The sequence below is a fragment of the Chromobacterium indicum genome, assembly GCF_039708975.1.
GTDB classification, from domain to species: domain Bacteria; phylum Pseudomonadota; class Gammaproteobacteria; order Burkholderiales; family Chromobacteriaceae; genus Chromobacterium; species Chromobacterium piscinae.
In genome coordinates this window covers 1-15,734 of the sequence record NZ_JAYFSJ010000027.1, presented here as the reverse complement: position 1 = coordinate 15,734, position 15,734 = coordinate 1, and the positions used below count along the sequence as shown (strand labels likewise).

The following is a 15,734-nucleotide window of genomic DNA, read 5'->3' as shown; positions in this document are numbered from 1 at the left end:
CTGATCGCTCCGATCGCGATGGAAGAAGGTCTGCGCTTCGCTATCCGCGAAGGCGGCCGTACCGTCGGCGCCGGCGTGGTTGCCAAGATCATCAAGTAAGGTTTAAAGGCCAGTAGCTCAATTGGTAGAGTATCGGTCTCCAAAACCGAGGGTTGGGGGTTCGAGACCCTCCTGGCCTGCCAATTAAGACCAGCCGGCGCGTTGCGCCGGTTGGTCTTTTGTCGCATGTGTGCGAGAGAAAATCGACATGGAAATGCAAGATAAGATCAAGTTGTTCCTGGCTGGTCTTGTGGTGGTCGCCGGCATCGTCGGCTTCTATCTGATTCCGGATGGTCAGGGCCTGTTGCGCGCGCTGGCTTTCGTGGCTTCCATCCTGCTGGCTGCTGGCGTGGTGTGGACTTCGGCTCCGGGCAAGGGTTTGGTCGTGTACGCGAACGAGTCCATGGTCGAGGCCCGCAAGGTGGTTTGGCCGACGCGCAAGGAGGCGACCCAGGTGACGCTGATGGTGTTCGTATTCGTCACCGTTCTGGCGCTCTTCATGTGGCTGGTGGATTCCAGCCTGTCCTGGCTGTTTTACGATGTGATTCTCGGTCGAGGTAGATAATGGCAAAGCGCTGGTATGTGGTACACGCTTACTCTGGTTTTGAGAAGAGCGTGCAAAAAGCGCTGCGTGAACGTATCGAGCGTTCCGACATCGCAGACCAATTTGGTCAGATTCTGGTGCCGGTGGAAGAGGTTGTGGACGTCAAGAACGGCCGCAAGTCCATCACTGAGCGCAAGTTCTTCCCTGGTTACGTGCTGGTGGAAATGGAAATGACTGACGATACCTGGCACCTGGTGAAAAGCACGCCCAAGGTGACCGGTTTCGTCGGCGGCACCGCCAACCGCCCGGCTCCGATTTCCAAGAAGGAAGTCGAGGCCATCATGCAGCAGATGCAAGAGGGCGTGGAGAAGCCGAAGCCGAAGGTGTTGTTCGAGGTGGGTGAGCGCGTCCGCGTCATCGATGGCCCGTTCAACGACTTTAACGGCAGCGTCGACGAAGTGAACTACGAGCGCAACAAGCTGCGCGTGTCGGTTCAGATCTTCGGTCGCGATACGCCGGTTGAGCTGGAATTCGGCCAGGTCGAAAAGCTGTAAGATTTCGCTTGGCAAACTTTTGGAAAGCGTGTAAGATTCTGCGCTTTCGTCCGGGAAGCGAACGCCTGTTCGCGCTATACCCATTTTAGGAGTTTTAATCGTGGCAAAGAAAATTGTCGGCTATATCAAGCTGCAAGTCGCCGCTGGCAAAGCCAACCCGTCGCCTCCGATCGGTCCGGCACTGGGTCAGCGTGGTCTGAACATCATGGAATTCTGCAAGGCGTTCAATGCTCAAACCCAGGGCATGGAACCCGGCATGCCGATTCCGGTTGTGATCACCGCCTACGCTGACAAGTCCTTCACCTTCACGATGAAGACTCCGCCGGCAACCTTCCTGCTGAAGAAGGCCGCTGGCATCAAGTCCGGCTCCGCCAAGGCGCACGTGGACAAGGTTGGTAAAGTAACCCGCGCTCAGCTGGAAGAAATCGCCAAGACCAAGCAAGCGGATTTGACCGCTGCTAATCTGGACGCCGCTGTTCGCATCATCGCCGGCTCCGCCCGTTCGATGGGCCTGGAAGTGGAGGGCGTATAAATGGCTAAGATCTCCAAGCGCCTGCAAGCTCTGAAGGCTACCGTTGACCGCAACAAGCTGTACGCCGTTGACGAAGCCATCGCTCTGGTCAAGACCGCCGCCACCGCCAAGTTCGACGAGTCGATCGACATCGCCGTGAACCTGGGCGTGGATCCGCGTAAGTCCGACCAAGTGGTTCGTGGTTCCGTGGTTCTGCCGCGCGGCACCGGCAAGTCCGTACGCGTTGCCGTATTTGCTCAAGGCGCCAACGCCGAAGCCGCCAAGGCTGCCGGCGCTGAAGTGGTCGGTTTCGACGACCTGGCCGAGCAAGTCAAGGCCGGCAACCTGAACTTCGACGTTGTGATCGCTTCCCCGGATGCGATGCGCGTTGTCGGTCAGCTGGGCCAGATTCTGGGCCCGCGTGGCCTGATGCCGAACCCGAAGGTTGGCACTGTTACCCCGAACGTCGCCGAGGCTGTGAAGAACGCCAAGGCCGGTCAGGTTCAGTACCGTACCGACAAGGCTGGTATCATTCACGCCACCATCGGCCGCGCTTCCTTCGAAGCCGAAGCCCTGCGTGAAAACTTCTCCGCTCTGGTTGATGCCCTGGTGAAAGCCAAGCCGGCAGCTGCCAAGGGCGTGTATCTGAAAAAGATCGCCGTATCCAGCACCATGGGTGTCGGCGCTCGCGTAGATACCGCTACCGTCAACGCCTAAGCGTTGCCGGAGCATGATAGGGCGGTGAAAGCCGCCTTGTCTAAGGCTTTGGGCTGGCAGGCTCGCCTGCCAGATTGTCAAAGACCGTAGGTGCCGAAAGGCTTAATCGCAGATTGGCTGGCGCAGCAATCCGCATCCTACGCAGATGGTGTACCCGAAACAGGCTTCTTAAGTTCAAAGCTCATGTAGCTCAGGGGTAGAGCACTCCCTTGGTAAGGGAGAGGTCGGCGGTTCAATTCCGCCCATGAGCACCAGTTCTTTTTGATGTCTCCTGATACAGGTCGCCGCTGCAAAGCGAGATGGAAATTTTTCCATTTCATTTCAGTCTAGGAGGTAGACCTTGAGTCTCAATATCGAAGATAAAAAGGCGGTCGTCCAAGCAGTTTCTGCTGAACTGGCAGGCGCTCAGACCCTCGTTATCGCTGAATATCGGGGCATCGAGGTAAGCAGCATGACCAAACTCCGCGCTCAGGCGCGCGAGAGCGGCGTTTACCTGCGCGTTCTGAAGAACACGCTGGTTCGTCGCGCCGTGGAAGGCACTCCGTTCGCTGAACTGGCTGACCAGATGGTCGGCCCGTTGGTGTACGCGATTTCCGCCGACCCGGTTGCTGCTGCCAAGGTGCTGCATCAATTTGCCAAGGCTGACGACAAGATCGTCGTGAAGGCAGGTTCCTACGAAGGCAAGGTACTGTCCGCTGCTCAGGTTGCTGAGCTGGCGTCCATCCCGAGCCGCGAAGAACTGCTGTCCAAGCTTCTCTACGTTATGCAGGCTCCGGTCGCTGGCTTCGCCCGCGCGCTGGCTGCCCTGTCCGACAAGAAGCAAGCCGAAGCCGCTTAACTTATTTGATTCTTATAGAATTCAGGAGATTTTCACATGGCAATCACCAAAGAAGACATCCTCGAGGCCGTTGCTGGTCTGACCGTGATGGAACTGAACGACCTGGTTAAGGCGTTCGAAGAGAAGTTCGGCGTTTCCGCCGCTGCTGTAGCTGTTGCTGGCCCGGCTGGCGCCGGCGCTGCTGCCGCTGAAGAAAAGACCGAGTTCGACGTTGTTCTGTCCGCCGCTGGCGACAACAAGGTTGGCGTGATCAAGGTTGTTCGCGCGATCACCGGTCTGGGTCTGAAGGAAGCCAAAGACATGGTCGACGGCGCTCCGAAGAACGTGAAGGAAGGCGTGTCCAAGGCTGAAGCCGAAGACATCCTGAAGCAACTGACCGAAGCCGGTGCCAAGGCTGAAATCAAATAATCTTCTTTGAAAAAAGAAGGTGAGGCTGGCGGAGAAATCCGCCAGCCTTATTGCGCTTGTAGTTGGCGGAAACGAAGAAGGTAAAAGCCAGCAATATACTAGGCGTGGCTGCTGACTTTTAGTTTCTTGCGCCACCCACCTCGATGGAGACTCTATGAGTTATTCGTTTACTGAGAAGAAACGTATTCGTAAGAGCTTTGCGAAACGTACCAGTGTTCTCGACGTCCCCTTCCTGTTGGCGACCCAGATTGATTCCTACACCGAATTTCTCCAGCTGGGCAAGCCGCTGGATGAGCGCAAGGATGTGGGTCTTCAGGCTGCGTTCAAGTCGATCTTCCCGATCGTCAGCCACAACGGCTACGCTAAGCTCGACTTTGCCCATTATATTTTGGGCGAGCCTCCGTTCGACGTGCAGGAGTGTCAGCTGCGCGGCATCACGTTTGCGGCGCCGCTGCGCGCGCGCATTCGCCTGACCATTTTCGACAAAGAGTCTTCCAAGCCGGTGGTGAAGGAAGTGCGCGAGAACGAAGTCTACATGGGCGAGATTCCGCTCATGACCGGCAACGGCTCCTTCATCATCAACGGCACCGAGCGCGTCATCGTTTCCCAGCTGCACCGTTCCCCGGGCGTGTTCTTCGAGCACGACCGCGGCAAGACGCACTCGTCCGGCAAGCTGCTGTTCTCGGCCCGCGTGATTCCTTACCGCGGTTCCTGGCTGGACTTCGAGTTCGATCCGAAAGACCTGCTGTACTTCCGTATCGACCGTCGCCGCAAGATGCCGGTGACCATCCTGCTGAAGGCGCTGGGCTACAGCAACGAAGAAATCCTGTCCGAGTTCTACAGCTTCGACACCTTCTACCTGACCAAGTCCGGCGTGTTCATGCGCGTGGTTCCGGATCGTCTGAAGGGCGAAGTGGCCAAGTTCGACATCGTGGCCGCCGACGGCAAGCTGATCGTCGCCAAGGACAAGCGCATCACCGCCAAGCACATCCGCGACATCCAGACCGCCGAGCTGGACCGCATCGAAGTGCCGGCCGACGCGCTGCTGGGCAAGATGCTGGCGCATAACGTCGTCAACCAGAACACCGGCGAAGTGATCGCCCGCGCCAACGAGGAAGTGACCGAGGAAGTGCTGGCCAAGCTGGCGCTGGCGGAAATCAACCAGGTCGACGTGCTGTTCACCAACGATCTGGATCAGGGCGCTTACATCTCGCAGACCCTGCGCACCGACGACATCCAGGATCGGCTGCAAGCCCGCGTGGCGATCTACCGCATGATGCGCCCGGGCGAGCCGCCGACCGAAGACGCGGTGGAAGCGCTGTTCCAGCGCCTGTTCTTCAGCGAAGAAACCTACGATCTGTCGCGCGTGGGCCGGATGAAGTTCAGCTCCCGCACTTATCAGTACAAGTTCGACGACAAGACCCCGGAGTGGTTCAAGTCGCTGATCGGCGACAAGTTCGCGCCGCGCCGCGACGTGATGGAAGGCACGCTGTCCACTGAAGACATCGTGTCCGTGATCGCCATCCTGACCGAGCTGCGCAATGGCCGCGGCGAAGTGGACGACATCGATCACCTGGGCAACCGTCGCGTGCGTTCGGTGGGCGAGTTGGCCGAAAACCAGTTCCGCGCCGGTCTGGTGCGCGTCGAGCGCGCGGTCAAGGAACGCCTGAACCAGGCCGAGTCCGACAACCTGATGCCGCACGACCTGATCAACGCCAAGCCGGTGTCCGCCGCGATCAAGGAATTCTTCGGTTCCTCGCAGCTGTCCCAGTTCATGGACCAGACCAACCCGCTGTCGGAAATCACCCACAAGCGCCGCGTATCGGCTCTTGGCCCGGGCGGTCTGACCCGCGAGCGCGCAGGCTTCGAAGTCCGCGACGTGCATCCGACCCACTACGGCCGCGTGTGCCCGATCGAAACGCCTGAAGGCCCGAACATCGGCCTGATCAACTCGCTGTCCGTGTTCGCGCGCACCAACGAGTTCGGCTTCCTGGAAACGCCGTATCGCAAGGTGGTGGACAGCAAGGTCACCAACGAGATCGACTATCTGTCCGCGATCGAGGAAGGCCGCTACGTGATCGCTCAGGCCAACGCCGAGCTGAGCAAGGACGGCACGCTGATCGACGAGCTGGTGACCTGCCGCGAGAAGGGCGAAACCATTCTGGCGACCCCGGACCGCGTGCAGTACATGGACGTGGCCACCGGCCAGGTGGTGTCCGTGGCGGCTTCGCTGATTCCGTTCCTGGAGCACGATGACGCCAACCGCGCATTGATGGGCGCCAACATGCAACGCCAGGCCGTACCGTGCCTGCGTCCGGAAAAAGCCTTCGTCGGCACCGGCATCGAACGCTCGGTGGCAGTCGACTCCGGCACCACCGTTGTCGCCCGTCGCGGCGGCGTGGTGGACTATGTCGACGCCGGCCGCGTGGTGGTCCGCGTCAACGATGAAGAAGCGACCGCTGGCGAAGTGGGCGTGGACATCTATAACCTGACCAAGTTCACCCGTTCCAACCAGAACACCAACATCAACCAGCGTCCGATCGTGAAAGTGGGCGACCACATCGCGCGCGGCGACGTGGTGGCCGACGGCGCCTCCACCGACCTGGGCGAGCTGGCGCTGGGTCAGAACATGACCATCGCGTTCATGCCGTGGAACGGCTACAACTACGAAGACTCGATCCTGATCTCGGAGAAGCTGGTCGCCGAAGACCGCTACACCTCGATCCACATCGAAGAGCTGTCCGTGGTTGCCCGCGACACCAAGCTGGGACCGGAAGAAATCACCCGCGACATCCCGAACCTGTCCGAGCGCATGGCCGGCCGTCTGGATGAATCCGGCATCGTCTACATCGGCGCGGAAGTCGAAGCCGGCGACGTGCTGGTGGGCAAGGTGACGCCTAAGGGCGAAACCCAGCTGACGCCGGAAGAGAAGCTGCTGCGCGCGATCTTCGGCGAGAAGGCCTCGGACGTGAAGGATACGTCCCTGCGCGTGCCGACCGGCACCGTGGGCACGGTGATCGACGTGCAGGTGTTCACGCGCGAAGGCATCGAGCGCGACAAGCGCGCCCAGTCCATCATCGACGTGGAGCTGAAGCGCTATCGCCTGGACCTGAACGACCAGCTGCGTATTTTCGACAACGACGCCTTCAGCCGTATCGAGCGCCTGATCGTCGGCAAGGCCGCCAACGGCGGTCCGAAGCGTCTGGCCAAGGGCACCGTGATCGATCAGGAATACCTGACCGGCCTGCCGACCAAGCATGACTGGTTCGACATCCGCATGGCTGACGAAGACATCGCCAAGCAGCTGGAACTGATCAAGGAAAGCCTGGCGCAGAAGCGCGAAGAATTCGACCTCAAGTTCGAAGACAAGAAGCGCAAGCTGACCCAGGGCGACGAGCTGCCGCCGGGCGTGCAGAAGATGGTCAAGGTTTACCTGGCCGTCAAGCGCCGCCTGCAGGCGGGCGACAAGATGGCCGGCCGCCACGGCAACAAGGGTGTGGTCTCCCGCATCCTGCCGGTGGAAGACATGCCGTACATGGGCGATGGCCGTCCGGTCGACATCGTGCTGAACCCGCTGGGCGTACCGTCGCGTATGAACATCGGCCAGATTCTGGAAGTGCATCTGGGTTGGGCCGCCAAGGGTATCGGCGAGCGCGTCAACCGCATGATCAAGGAGCAGTCCGCCGCCGAGATCCGTGCTTACCTGGAGCGCATCTATAACGAAACCGGCAAGCCGGAGGAAATCGCCGCGCTGTCCGACGCCGAGGTGTTGCAGCTGGCGCAGAACCTGAGCAAGGGCATGACCTTCGCCACGCCGGTGTTCGACGGCGCCAAGGAAGCCGAGATCAAGCACATGCTGGATCTGGCCTACCCGAACGGCGACGCGCTGACCGAGCAGATGGGCTTCAACGAGTCCAAGACCCAGATGACCCTGTTCGACGGCCGCTCCGGCGAAGCCTTCGACCGCAAGGTCACCGTGGGCGTGATGCACTATCTGAAGCTGCATCACCTGGTCGACGACAAGATGCACGCCCGTTCCACCGGCCCGTACTCGCTGGTGACCCAGCAGCCGCTGGGCGGCAAGGCCCAGTTCGGCGGCCAGCGTTTCGGTGAGATGGAGGTTTGGGCGCTGGAAGCTTACGGCGCCGCCTACACGCTGCAGGAAATGCTGACCGTGAAGTCTGACGATGTGACCGGCCGTACCAAGGTCTACGAGAACATCGTCAAGGGCGAGCACAAGATCGACGCCGGCATGCCGGAATCCTTCAATGTATTGGTGAAGGAAATCCGCTCGCTGGGCCTCGACATGGACCTGGAACGTTTTTGATTGGGTAATAGGGCGCGGCGGAAAGCCGCCGCGCCTGTCCCCTGAACTGGAGACGCAATGAAAGCTTTGCTCGATCTCTTTAAGCAAGTTACGCAAGAAGAAGAGTTTGATGCGATCAAGATCGGCATCGCCTCGCCTGACAAGATCCGTTCCTGGTCTTATGGCGAAGTCAAGAAGCCGGAAACGATCAACTACCGCACCTTCAAGCCGGAGCGCGATGGCCTGTTCTGCGCCCGCATTTTCGGACCGGTGAAGGATTACGAGTGCTTGTGCGGCAAGTACAAGCGCCTGAAGCATCGCGGCGTGATCTGCGAGAAGTGCGGCGTCGAAGTGACGCTGTCCAAGGTGCGCCGCGAGCGCATGGGCCACATCGAACTGGCCAGCCCGACCGCGCACATCTGGTTCCTGAAGTCGCTGCCGTCGCGTCTGGGCATGGTGCTGGACATGACGCTGCGCGACATCGAGCGCGTGCTGTACTTCGAAGCGTTCGTGGTGACCGATCCGGGCATGACCCCGATGCAGTACCGCCAGCTGCTGACCGAAGAGGACTTCCTGGACAAGGAAGACCAGTACGGCGAAGAGTTCGTCGCCATGATGGGCGCCGAAGCCGTCAAGGAACTGCTGAAGAAGCTGGACCTGGACAGCGAAATCGAAGGCCTGCGCCGCGAGCTGGAAACCACCAACTCCGACACCAAGATCAAGAAGATCGCCAAGCGCCTGAAGGTGCTGGAGGCGTTCCAGCGTTCCGGCATGAAGCCGGAATGGATGATCCTGGAAGTGCTGCCGGTGCTGCCGCCGGAACTGCGTCCGCTGGTGCCGCTGGATGGCGGCCGCTTCGCGACCTCCGACCTGAACGACCTGTACCGCCGCGTCATCAACCGTAACAACCGTCTGAAGCGCCTGCTGGAACTGCGCGCGCCGGACATCATCGTGCGCAACGAGAAGCGCATGCTGCAGGAGTCGGTTGACTCGCTGCTGGACAACGGCCGTCGCGGCAAGGCGATGACCGGCGCCAACAAGCGCCCGCTGAAGTCGCTGGCCGACATGATCAAGGGCAAGGGCGGTCGTTTCCGTCAGAACTTGCTGGGTAAGCGCGTCGACTACTCCGGCCGTTCCGTGATCACCGTGGGCCCGACCCTGCGTCTGCACCAGTGCGGCCTGCCGAAGAAGATGGCGCTGGAACTGTTCAAGCCGTTCATCTTCCACAAGCTGGAAGTGATGGGCCTGGCGTCCACCATCAAGGCGGCCAAGAAACTGGTCGAGCAGGAAGTGCCGGAAGTCTGGGACATCCTGGAAGAAGTGATCCGCGAGCATCCGGTTCTGCTGAACCGCGCGCCGACGCTGCACCGTCTGGGCATCCAGGCGTTCGAGCCGGTGCTGATCGAAGGCAAGGCGATCCAGCTGCACCCGCTGGTCTGCGCGGCGTTCAACGCCGACTTCGACGGTGACCAGATGGCCGTCCACGTTCCGCTGTCGCTGGAAGCGCAAATGGAAGCCCGCACCCTGATGCTGGCCACCAACAACGTGCTGTCCCCGGCCAACGGCGAGCCGATCATCGTGCCGTCGCAGGATATCGTGCTGGGTCTGTACTACATGACCCGCGACAAGGTGAACGGCAAGGGCGAAGGCATGGTGTTCGCCGACACCAAGGAAGTGCATCGCGCCTACGAAACCCGTCAGGTCGAACTGGCCACCCGCATCACCGTCCGCCTGAAGGAATGGGAAAAGGACGAGCAGGGCGAGTTCCAGCCGGTGATCAAGCGTTACGACACCACTGTCGGCCGCGCGATCCTGTCTGACATCCTGCCGAAGGGCCTGCCGTTCGAGCACATCAACAAGGCGCTGAAGAAGAAAGAAATCTCGAAACTGATCAACGTTTCGTTCCGTCGTTGCGGCATCCGCGACACGGTGATCTTCGCCGACCAGCTGATGTACACCGGTTTCGCCTACTCCACCCGCGGCGGCATCTCCATCTGCGTGGACGACATGCAGATCCCGGCCAAGAAAGTTGACCTGCTGGGCGAGGCCAACAAGGAAGTCAAGGAGATCGAGGAGCAGTACCGCCAAGGTCTGGTGACTCAGGGCGAACGCTACAACAAGGTAGTGGACATCTGGGGCCGCACCGGCGACAAGATCGCCAAGGCGATGATGGACGAGCTGTCCAAGCAGAAGGTGCTGGACCGCGAAGGCAAGGAAGTGGATCAGGAGTCCTTCAACTCCATTTACATGATGGCCGACTCGGGCGCGCGGGGTTCCGCAGCCCAGATCAAGCAGCTGGCCGGCATGCGGGGTCTGATGGCGAAGCCGGACGGCTCGATTATCGAGACGCCGATTACCGCCAACTTCCGCGAAGGCCTGACCGTACTCCAGTACTTCATCTCGACTCACGGCGCCCGTAAGGGTCTGGCGGATACGGCGTTGAAGACCGCGAACTCCGGTTACCTGACCCGTCGTCTGGTCGACGTGACCCAGGATCTGGTGGTGATCGAGGACGATTGCGGCACCAGCAACGGCTTCACCATGAAGGCCGTGCTGCAGGGCGGCGACGTGATCGAAGCGCTGCGCGACCGCATCCTTGGCCGCGTGACCGCGGTCGACGTGGTGGATCCGTCCTCCGGCGAGACCGTGATCGAAGCCGGCACGCTGATGGACGAGCAGATGGTGGACCTGGTCGACAGCCTCGGCATCGACGAAGTCAAGGTTCGCACCGCGATCACTTGCGACACGCGCTACGGCCTGTGCGCGAAGTGCTATGGCCGCGACCTGGCGCGCGGCAAGCGCGTCAACGCCGGCGAAGCCGTGGGCGTGATCGCCGCTCAGTCGATCGGCGAACCGGGCACCCAGCTGACCATGCGTACCTTCCACATCGGTGGCGCGGCGTCGCGAAACGCGGCCGCCAGCCAGGTGGAAGGCAAGTCCAACGGTACCGTGCGCTTCTCCAGCCAGATGCGCTACGTGGCCAATACCAAGGGCGAGCTGATCGTCATCACCCGCTCCGGCGAAGTGGTGATCCACGACGACATGGGCCGCGAGCGCGAACGCCACAAGGTGCCGTACGGCGCGACCCTGATGGTGACCGACGGTCTGGTGATCAAGGCTGGCGCCGTGCTGGCCACTTGGGATCCGCACACCCGTCCGATCATCACCGAGTACGCTGGCCGCGTGAAGTTCGAGAACGTGGAAGAGGGCAACACCGTAGCCAAGCAGACCGACGAAGTGACCGGCCTGTCGACGCTGGTGGTCATCGATCCGAAACGCCGCGCCGGTTCGCAGTCGAAGATGCTGCGTCCGTTGGTGAAGCTGCTCGACGACAACGGCAACGAAGTGAAGCTGGCCGGTTCCGACGCGTCGGTGTCGATCACCTTCCAGGTGGGTGCCATCATCACGGTGCGCGACGGCCAGGACGTGGGCAAGGGCGAAGTGCTGGCCCGCATCCCGCAGGAATCGTCGAAGACCCGCGATATTACCGGTGGTCTGCCGCGCGTGGCCGAGCTGTTCGAAGCCCGTTCGCCGAAGGATGCCGGCATGCTGGCCGAGGTGACCGGTACCGTTTCGTTCGGTAAGGACACCAAGGGCAAGCAGCGTCTGATCATCACCGACCTGGAAGGCAGCGGTTACGAAAACCTGATTCCGAAGGACAAGCACGTGCTGGTCCACGACGGTCAGGTGGTGAACCGCGGCGAATCCATCGTCGATGGTCCGGTCGACCCGCACGATATTCTGCGTCTGCAGGGCATCGAGGCGCTGGCCCGCTACATCGTCCAGGAAGTGCAGGAGGTGTATCGTCTGCAGGGCGTGAAGATCAACGACAAGCACATCGAGGTGATCATTCGCCAGATGCTGCGTCGCGTCGTGATCTCCGACAGCGGCGACACCGAGTTCATCCAGGGCGAGCAGGTGGAGCGCGCCGACGTGCTGGAAATGAACGACAAGATGATGGCCGAGAACAAGGAGCCGGCGCAGTACGAAAACGTGCTGCTGGGCATCACCAAGGCCTCGCTGTCGACCGACTCGTTCATCTCCGCGGCTTCCTTCCAGGAAACCACGCGCGTGCTGACCGAAGCGGCCATCATGGGCAAGCGCGACGATCTGCGCGGTCTGAAGGAAAACGTGATCGTCGGCCGTCTGATTCCGGCCGGCACCGGTCTCGCTTACCATCGCACCCGCCGCCGCCAGAACCTGGGCCTGGACGCGGCCGACTCGATGTTGTTCGACTCGGCTCCGGCTGCGCTGGAAAGCGGCGACTAACACTGGCCTGACGGCCATGTGTTGAAAAAACGCTGCTCCATCAACGGTTAACGTTGGCGGGGCGGCGTTTTTTATTTGACGCTGGGCCGTTGACTAAAATATAATCCTCCGTCCTTTCTGGAGGCGTGTTGTCTTCAGGAAGAATCAACTAGGAACTGATAGTAATGCCAACCATTAACCAACTCGTTCGCAAGGGCCGCGTCGCCATCACGGCGAAGAGCAAGGTGCCTGCGCTGGAAGCCTGCCCGCAGAAGCGTGGCGTGTGCACCCGTGTTTACACCACCACTCCGAAGAAGCCGAACTCGGCTCTGCGTAAAGTGTGCAAGGTTCGTCTGACCAACGGTTTCGAAGTCATTTCGTACATCGGCGGTGAAGGCCACAACCTGCAGGAACACTCGGTTGTGCTGATTCGCGGCGGTCGTGTGAAAGACTTGCCGGGTGTGCGTTACCACACCGTGCGCGGTTCCCTGGATACCGCCGGCGTTAAAGACCGTAAGCAAGCTCGCTCCAAATACGGCGCCAAGCGTCCCAAGTAATCGGGATGTTTTGAAGGCGGCCTGATCAATCCTCAGGATCGTCTAGTAAGTGACTGCTCCGCTGGGTAGTCATGAGCGAATAGAGCTCAACTGAATATTTAAGGAAGTAACATGCCACGTCGCAGAGAAGTCCCCAAGCGTGAAATTCTGCCGGATCCGAAATTCGGTTCCCAGGACCTGTCCAAGTTCATGAACGTTGTCATGATCGATGGCAAGAAGTCTGTTGCTGAACGCATCATCTACGGTGCTCTGGAACAGATCGAAAAGAAATCCGGCAAGAACGCTCTCGAAGTGTTCAATGCCGCACTGTCCAACGCCAAGCCGGTGGTGGAAGTGAAGAGCCGCCGCGTCGGTGGTGCCAACTATCAAGTTCCTGTTGAAGTACGTCCGTCCCGTCGTATGGCTCTGGCCATGCGTTGGCTGCGTGACGCTGCGCGCAAGCGCGGCGAAAAGTCCATGGACCTGCGCCTGGCTGGTGAATTGCTCGATGCGGCCGAAGGCCGTGGCGGCGCAATGAAGAAGCGTGACGAAGTGCATCGCATGGCAGAAGCCAACAAGGCCTTCTCGCACTTCCGCTTCTAAGCTCACCCACTTAATCAAGGTGTAGATCGTGGCACGGAAAACCCCCCTCGAGCGCTACCGTAATATCGGTATCTCCGCTCACATTGACGCCGGTAAGACTACTACTACCGAGCGTATTCTGTTTTACACCGGTGTGAACCACAAGATCGGTGAAGTGCATGATGGCGCGGCCACCATGGACTGGATGGAGCAAGAGCAGGAACGTGGCATCACCATCACTTCCGCTGCTACCACCACCTATTGGAAAGGTATGGCCCTGCAGTACCCGGCCCACCATTTCAATATCATCGACACCCCGGGGCACGTGGACTTTACCATTGAGGTAGAGCGTTCCATGCGCGTTCTGGACGGCGCCGTGATGGTTTACTGCGCTGTGGGCGGTGTTCAGCCCCAGTCGGAAACCGTATGGCGTCAGGCCAACAAGTACAAGGTTCCGCGCATCGCGTTCGTGAACAAGATGGACCGTCAAGGCGCCAACTTCTTCCGCGCGGTCGAGCAGGTGAAAACCCGTCTGCGCGGCAACCCGGTGCCCATCGTGGTGCCGATCGGCGCTGAAGACAACTTCACCGGCGTGGTCGATCTGCTGAAGATGAAGGCCATCATCTGGGATGAAGCGTCTCAGGGCATGAAGTTCGAATACGGCGATATCCCGGCCGACCTGGTTTCCGTTGCCGAAGAGTGGCGCGAGAAGATGGTTGAAGCCGCCGCCGAAGTCAGCGACGAGATGATGGACAAGTACTTGGGCGGCGAAACGCTGACCGAGGAAGAAATCATCGCCGGTCTGCGCGAGCGTACCCTGAAGTGCGAAATCCAGCCGATGCTGTGCGGCTCCGCGTTCAAGAACAAGGGTGTTCAGCGCATGCTGGACGCCGTGATCGAACTGCTGCCGAGCCCGCTCGACGTTCCCCCGGTTCCGGGCGAGAACGAAGACGGCACGCCGACCACTCGCGAAGCTTCCGACAACGCATCGTTCTCCGCGCTGGCGTTCAAGCTGATGAACGACCCGTACGTGGGCCAGCTGACCTTCTTCCGCGTCTACTCCGGCGTGGTGAAGTCCGGCGACACCGTGCTGAACTCGGTCAAAGGCAAGAAAGAGCGTATCGGCCGTATCGTGCAGATGCACGCCAACGACCGTAAAGAGATCGAAGAAGTGCACGCTGGCGACATCGCCGCTGCCATCGGCCTGAAGGAAGTCACCACTGGTGAAACCTTGTGCGCCATCGATGCTCCGCTGATTCTGGAACGCATGGAGTTCCCGGAGCCGGTGATTCACGTCGCCGTTGAGCCGAAGACCAAGGCCGACCAGGAGAAGATGGGCGTGGCCCTGAACCGCCTGGCGAAGGAAGACCCGTCGTTCCGCGTGCGTACCGACGAAGAATCCGGCCAGACCATCATTTCCGGCATGGGCGAATTGCACCTGGAAATTCTGGTTGACCGCATGAAGCGCGAATTCGGCGTTGAAGCCAACGTCGGCGCGCCGCAAGTGGCCTACCGTGAAACCATCACCAAGACGGTTACCGACGTTGACGGCAAGCACGTCAAGCAGTCCGGCGGTAAGGGTCAGTACGGCCATGCAGTCATCACCCTGGAGCCGTCCGGCGAGGGCAATGGCTACAAGTTCGTCGACGAGATCAAGGGTGGCGTGATTCCGCGTGAATTCATTCCGTCCGTGGACAAGGGTATTCAAAACACCCTGTCCAGCGGTATTCTCGCCGGCTTCCCGGTGGTTGACGTCACTGTGCGTCTGACCTTCGGTTCCTACCACGACGTCGACTCCTCGCAGATCGCGTTCGAACTGGCTGGCTCCATGGCATTCAAGGAAGCCATGCGCCGCGCTGGTCCGTGCATTCTCGAGCCGATGATGGCCGTGGAAGTGGAGACTCCGGAAGAGTACATGGGCGACGTCATGGGTGACTTGAACCGCCGCCGCGGCATGGTTCAGGGCATGGACGACGACGGTTTGGGCGGCAAGATCATCAAGGCTGAAGTACCGCTGGCCGAGATGTTCGGCTACTCCACCGATCTGCGTTCGGCAACCCAGGGTCGTGCGACCTACTCGATGGAGTTCAAGCACTACTCCGAGGCTCCGAAGCACGTCGCTGAAGCCGTAATGGCCGCCAGGAAGTAATGCGCGCTGAGGCTGGCCGGGCCGACCCGGCCAGTCCCGATCTAATGTTCTTTAATTAAGGATTTTTGCAAAATGGCAAAAGAAAAGTTTGAGCGGACCAAACCGCACGTAAACGTAGGCACCATCGGTCACGTGGACCACGGTAAGACCACCCTGACCGCCGCTATCACCACCATTCTGTCCAAGAAGTTCGGTGGCGAAGCCAAGGACTACTCCCAGATCGACAGCGCGCCGGAAGAGAAGGCTCGTGGTATCACCATCAATACCGCGCACGTTGAATACGAAACCGAAGCCCGCCACTA

General features: G+C 60.2%; 13 protein-coding genes and 2 tRNA genes. All 15 read left to right on the top strand.

All coding sequences use genetic code 11. The annotated features are described in order from the left end of the window. On the top strand, window positions 1-99 hold a 99-nt coding region (locus tag VA599_RS23820), incomplete at its 5' end, for an EF-Tu C-terminal domain-related protein (protein ID WP_488153981.1). A 7-nt stretch (window positions 100-106) separates the two neighbouring features. Continuing rightward, window positions 107-182: transfer RNA gene (locus VA599_RS23815), tRNA-Trp, on the top strand. Window positions 183-247: 65 nt separating this feature from the next. Beyond that, on the top strand, window positions 248-604 hold the full coding sequence (gene secE / locus VA599_RS23810) for a preprotein translocase subunit SecE (protein WP_021479132.1): 357 nt from the start codon (window positions 248-250) through the stop codon (window positions 602-604). Further along, a complete protein-coding gene (gene nusG, locus VA599_RS23805) occupies window positions 604-1,137 on the top strand; it encodes a transcription termination/antitermination protein NusG (protein WP_021479133.1) in 534 nt (177 codons plus the stop codon). Before secE ends, nusG begins: the two co-directional genes overlap by 1 nt. Before the next feature lie 100 nt (window positions 1,138-1,237). Beyond that, a complete protein-coding gene (rplK, locus tag VA599_RS23800; protein ID WP_104946068.1) occupies window positions 1,238-1,669 on the top strand; it encodes a 50S ribosomal protein L11 in 432 nt (143 codons plus the stop codon). Continuing rightward, entirely contained in the window at window positions 1,670-2,365 is a 696-nt protein-coding gene (gene rplA / locus VA599_RS23795; RefSeq protein ID WP_021479135.1) for a 50S ribosomal protein L1, read from the top strand. A gap of 179 nt (window positions 2,366-2,544) precedes the next feature. Further along, a tRNA-Thr gene (locus VA599_RS23790) sits at window positions 2,545-2,619 on the top strand. 86 nt (window positions 2,620-2,705) lie between these two features. Further along, window positions 2,706-3,203 (top strand): 50S ribosomal protein L10, encoded by a 498-nt coding sequence (gene rplJ, locus VA599_RS23785; RefSeq protein WP_021479136.1) that lies wholly within the window; start codon window positions 2,706-2,708, stop codon window positions 3,201-3,203. Window positions 3,204-3,239: 36 nt separating this feature from the next. Next, a complete protein-coding gene (gene rplL / locus VA599_RS23780; RefSeq protein WP_021479137.1) occupies window positions 3,240-3,611 on the top strand; it encodes a 50S ribosomal protein L7/L12 in 372 nt (123 codons plus the stop codon). Window positions 3,612-3,765: 154 nt separating this feature from the next. Continuing rightward, window positions 3,766-7,938: a DNA-directed RNA polymerase subunit beta gene (gene rpoB, locus VA599_RS23775; RefSeq protein ID WP_046158921.1), complete on the top strand. Its 4,173-nt coding sequence runs from the start codon at window positions 3,766-3,768 to the stop codon at window positions 7,936-7,938. Between the two features lie 57 nt (window positions 7,939-7,995). After that, complete coding sequence (gene rpoC / locus VA599_RS23770) at window positions 7,996-12,186, top strand: DNA-directed RNA polymerase subunit beta' (protein WP_046158920.1); 4,191 nt, start codon at window positions 7,996-7,998, stop codon at window positions 12,184-12,186. Window positions 12,187-12,350: 164 nt separating this feature from the next. Then, complete coding sequence (gene rpsL, locus VA599_RS23765) at window positions 12,351-12,722, top strand: 30S ribosomal protein S12 (RefSeq protein ID WP_011137738.1); 372 nt, start codon at window positions 12,351-12,353, stop codon at window positions 12,720-12,722. A 111-nt stretch (window positions 12,723-12,833) separates the two neighbouring features. After that, the gene (rpsG, locus tag VA599_RS23760; RefSeq protein WP_021479140.1) at window positions 12,834-13,304 is read left to right on the top strand and encodes a 30S ribosomal protein S7; all 471 of its coding nucleotides are present in this window, start codon (window positions 12,834-12,836) and stop codon (window positions 13,302-13,304) included. A gap of 28 nt (window positions 13,305-13,332) precedes the next feature. Then, window positions 13,333-15,432, top strand: a complete 2,100-nt coding sequence (fusA, locus tag VA599_RS23755; protein ID WP_346790963.1) for an elongation factor G — start codon at window positions 13,333-13,335, stop codon at window positions 15,430-15,432. A gap of 72 nt (window positions 15,433-15,504) precedes the next feature. Continuing rightward, window positions 15,505-15,734 (top strand): GTP-binding protein (locus VA599_RS23750; RefSeq protein ID WP_346790962.1); only part of this gene is annotated, 230 nt, incomplete at its 3' end.

Coding starts and splice junctions, on each gene's coding strand:
- secE (WP_021479132.1), top strand. CDS start 248: ATGGAAATGCAAGATAAGATCAAGTTGTTCCTGGCTGGTCTTGTGGTG.
- nusG (WP_021479133.1), top strand. CDS start 604: ATGGCAAAGCGCTGGTATGTGGTACACGCTTACTCTGGTTTTGAGAAG.
- rplA (WP_021479135.1), top strand. CDS start 1,670: ATGGCTAAGATCTCCAAGCGCCTGCAAGCTCTGAAGGCTACCGTTGAC.
- rplL (WP_021479137.1), top strand. CDS start 3,240: ATGGCAATCACCAAAGAAGACATCCTCGAGGCCGTTGCTGGTCTGACC.
- rpoB (WP_046158921.1), top strand. CDS start 3,766: ATGAGTTATTCGTTTACTGAGAAGAAACGTATTCGTAAGAGCTTTGCG.
- rpoC (WP_046158920.1), top strand. CDS start 7,996: ATGAAAGCTTTGCTCGATCTCTTTAAGCAAGTTACGCAAGAAGAAGAG.
- rpsL (WP_011137738.1), top strand. CDS start 12,351: ATGCCAACCATTAACCAACTCGTTCGCAAGGGCCGCGTCGCCATCACG.
- rpsG (WP_021479140.1), top strand. CDS start 12,834: ATGCCACGTCGCAGAGAAGTCCCCAAGCGTGAAATTCTGCCGGATCCG.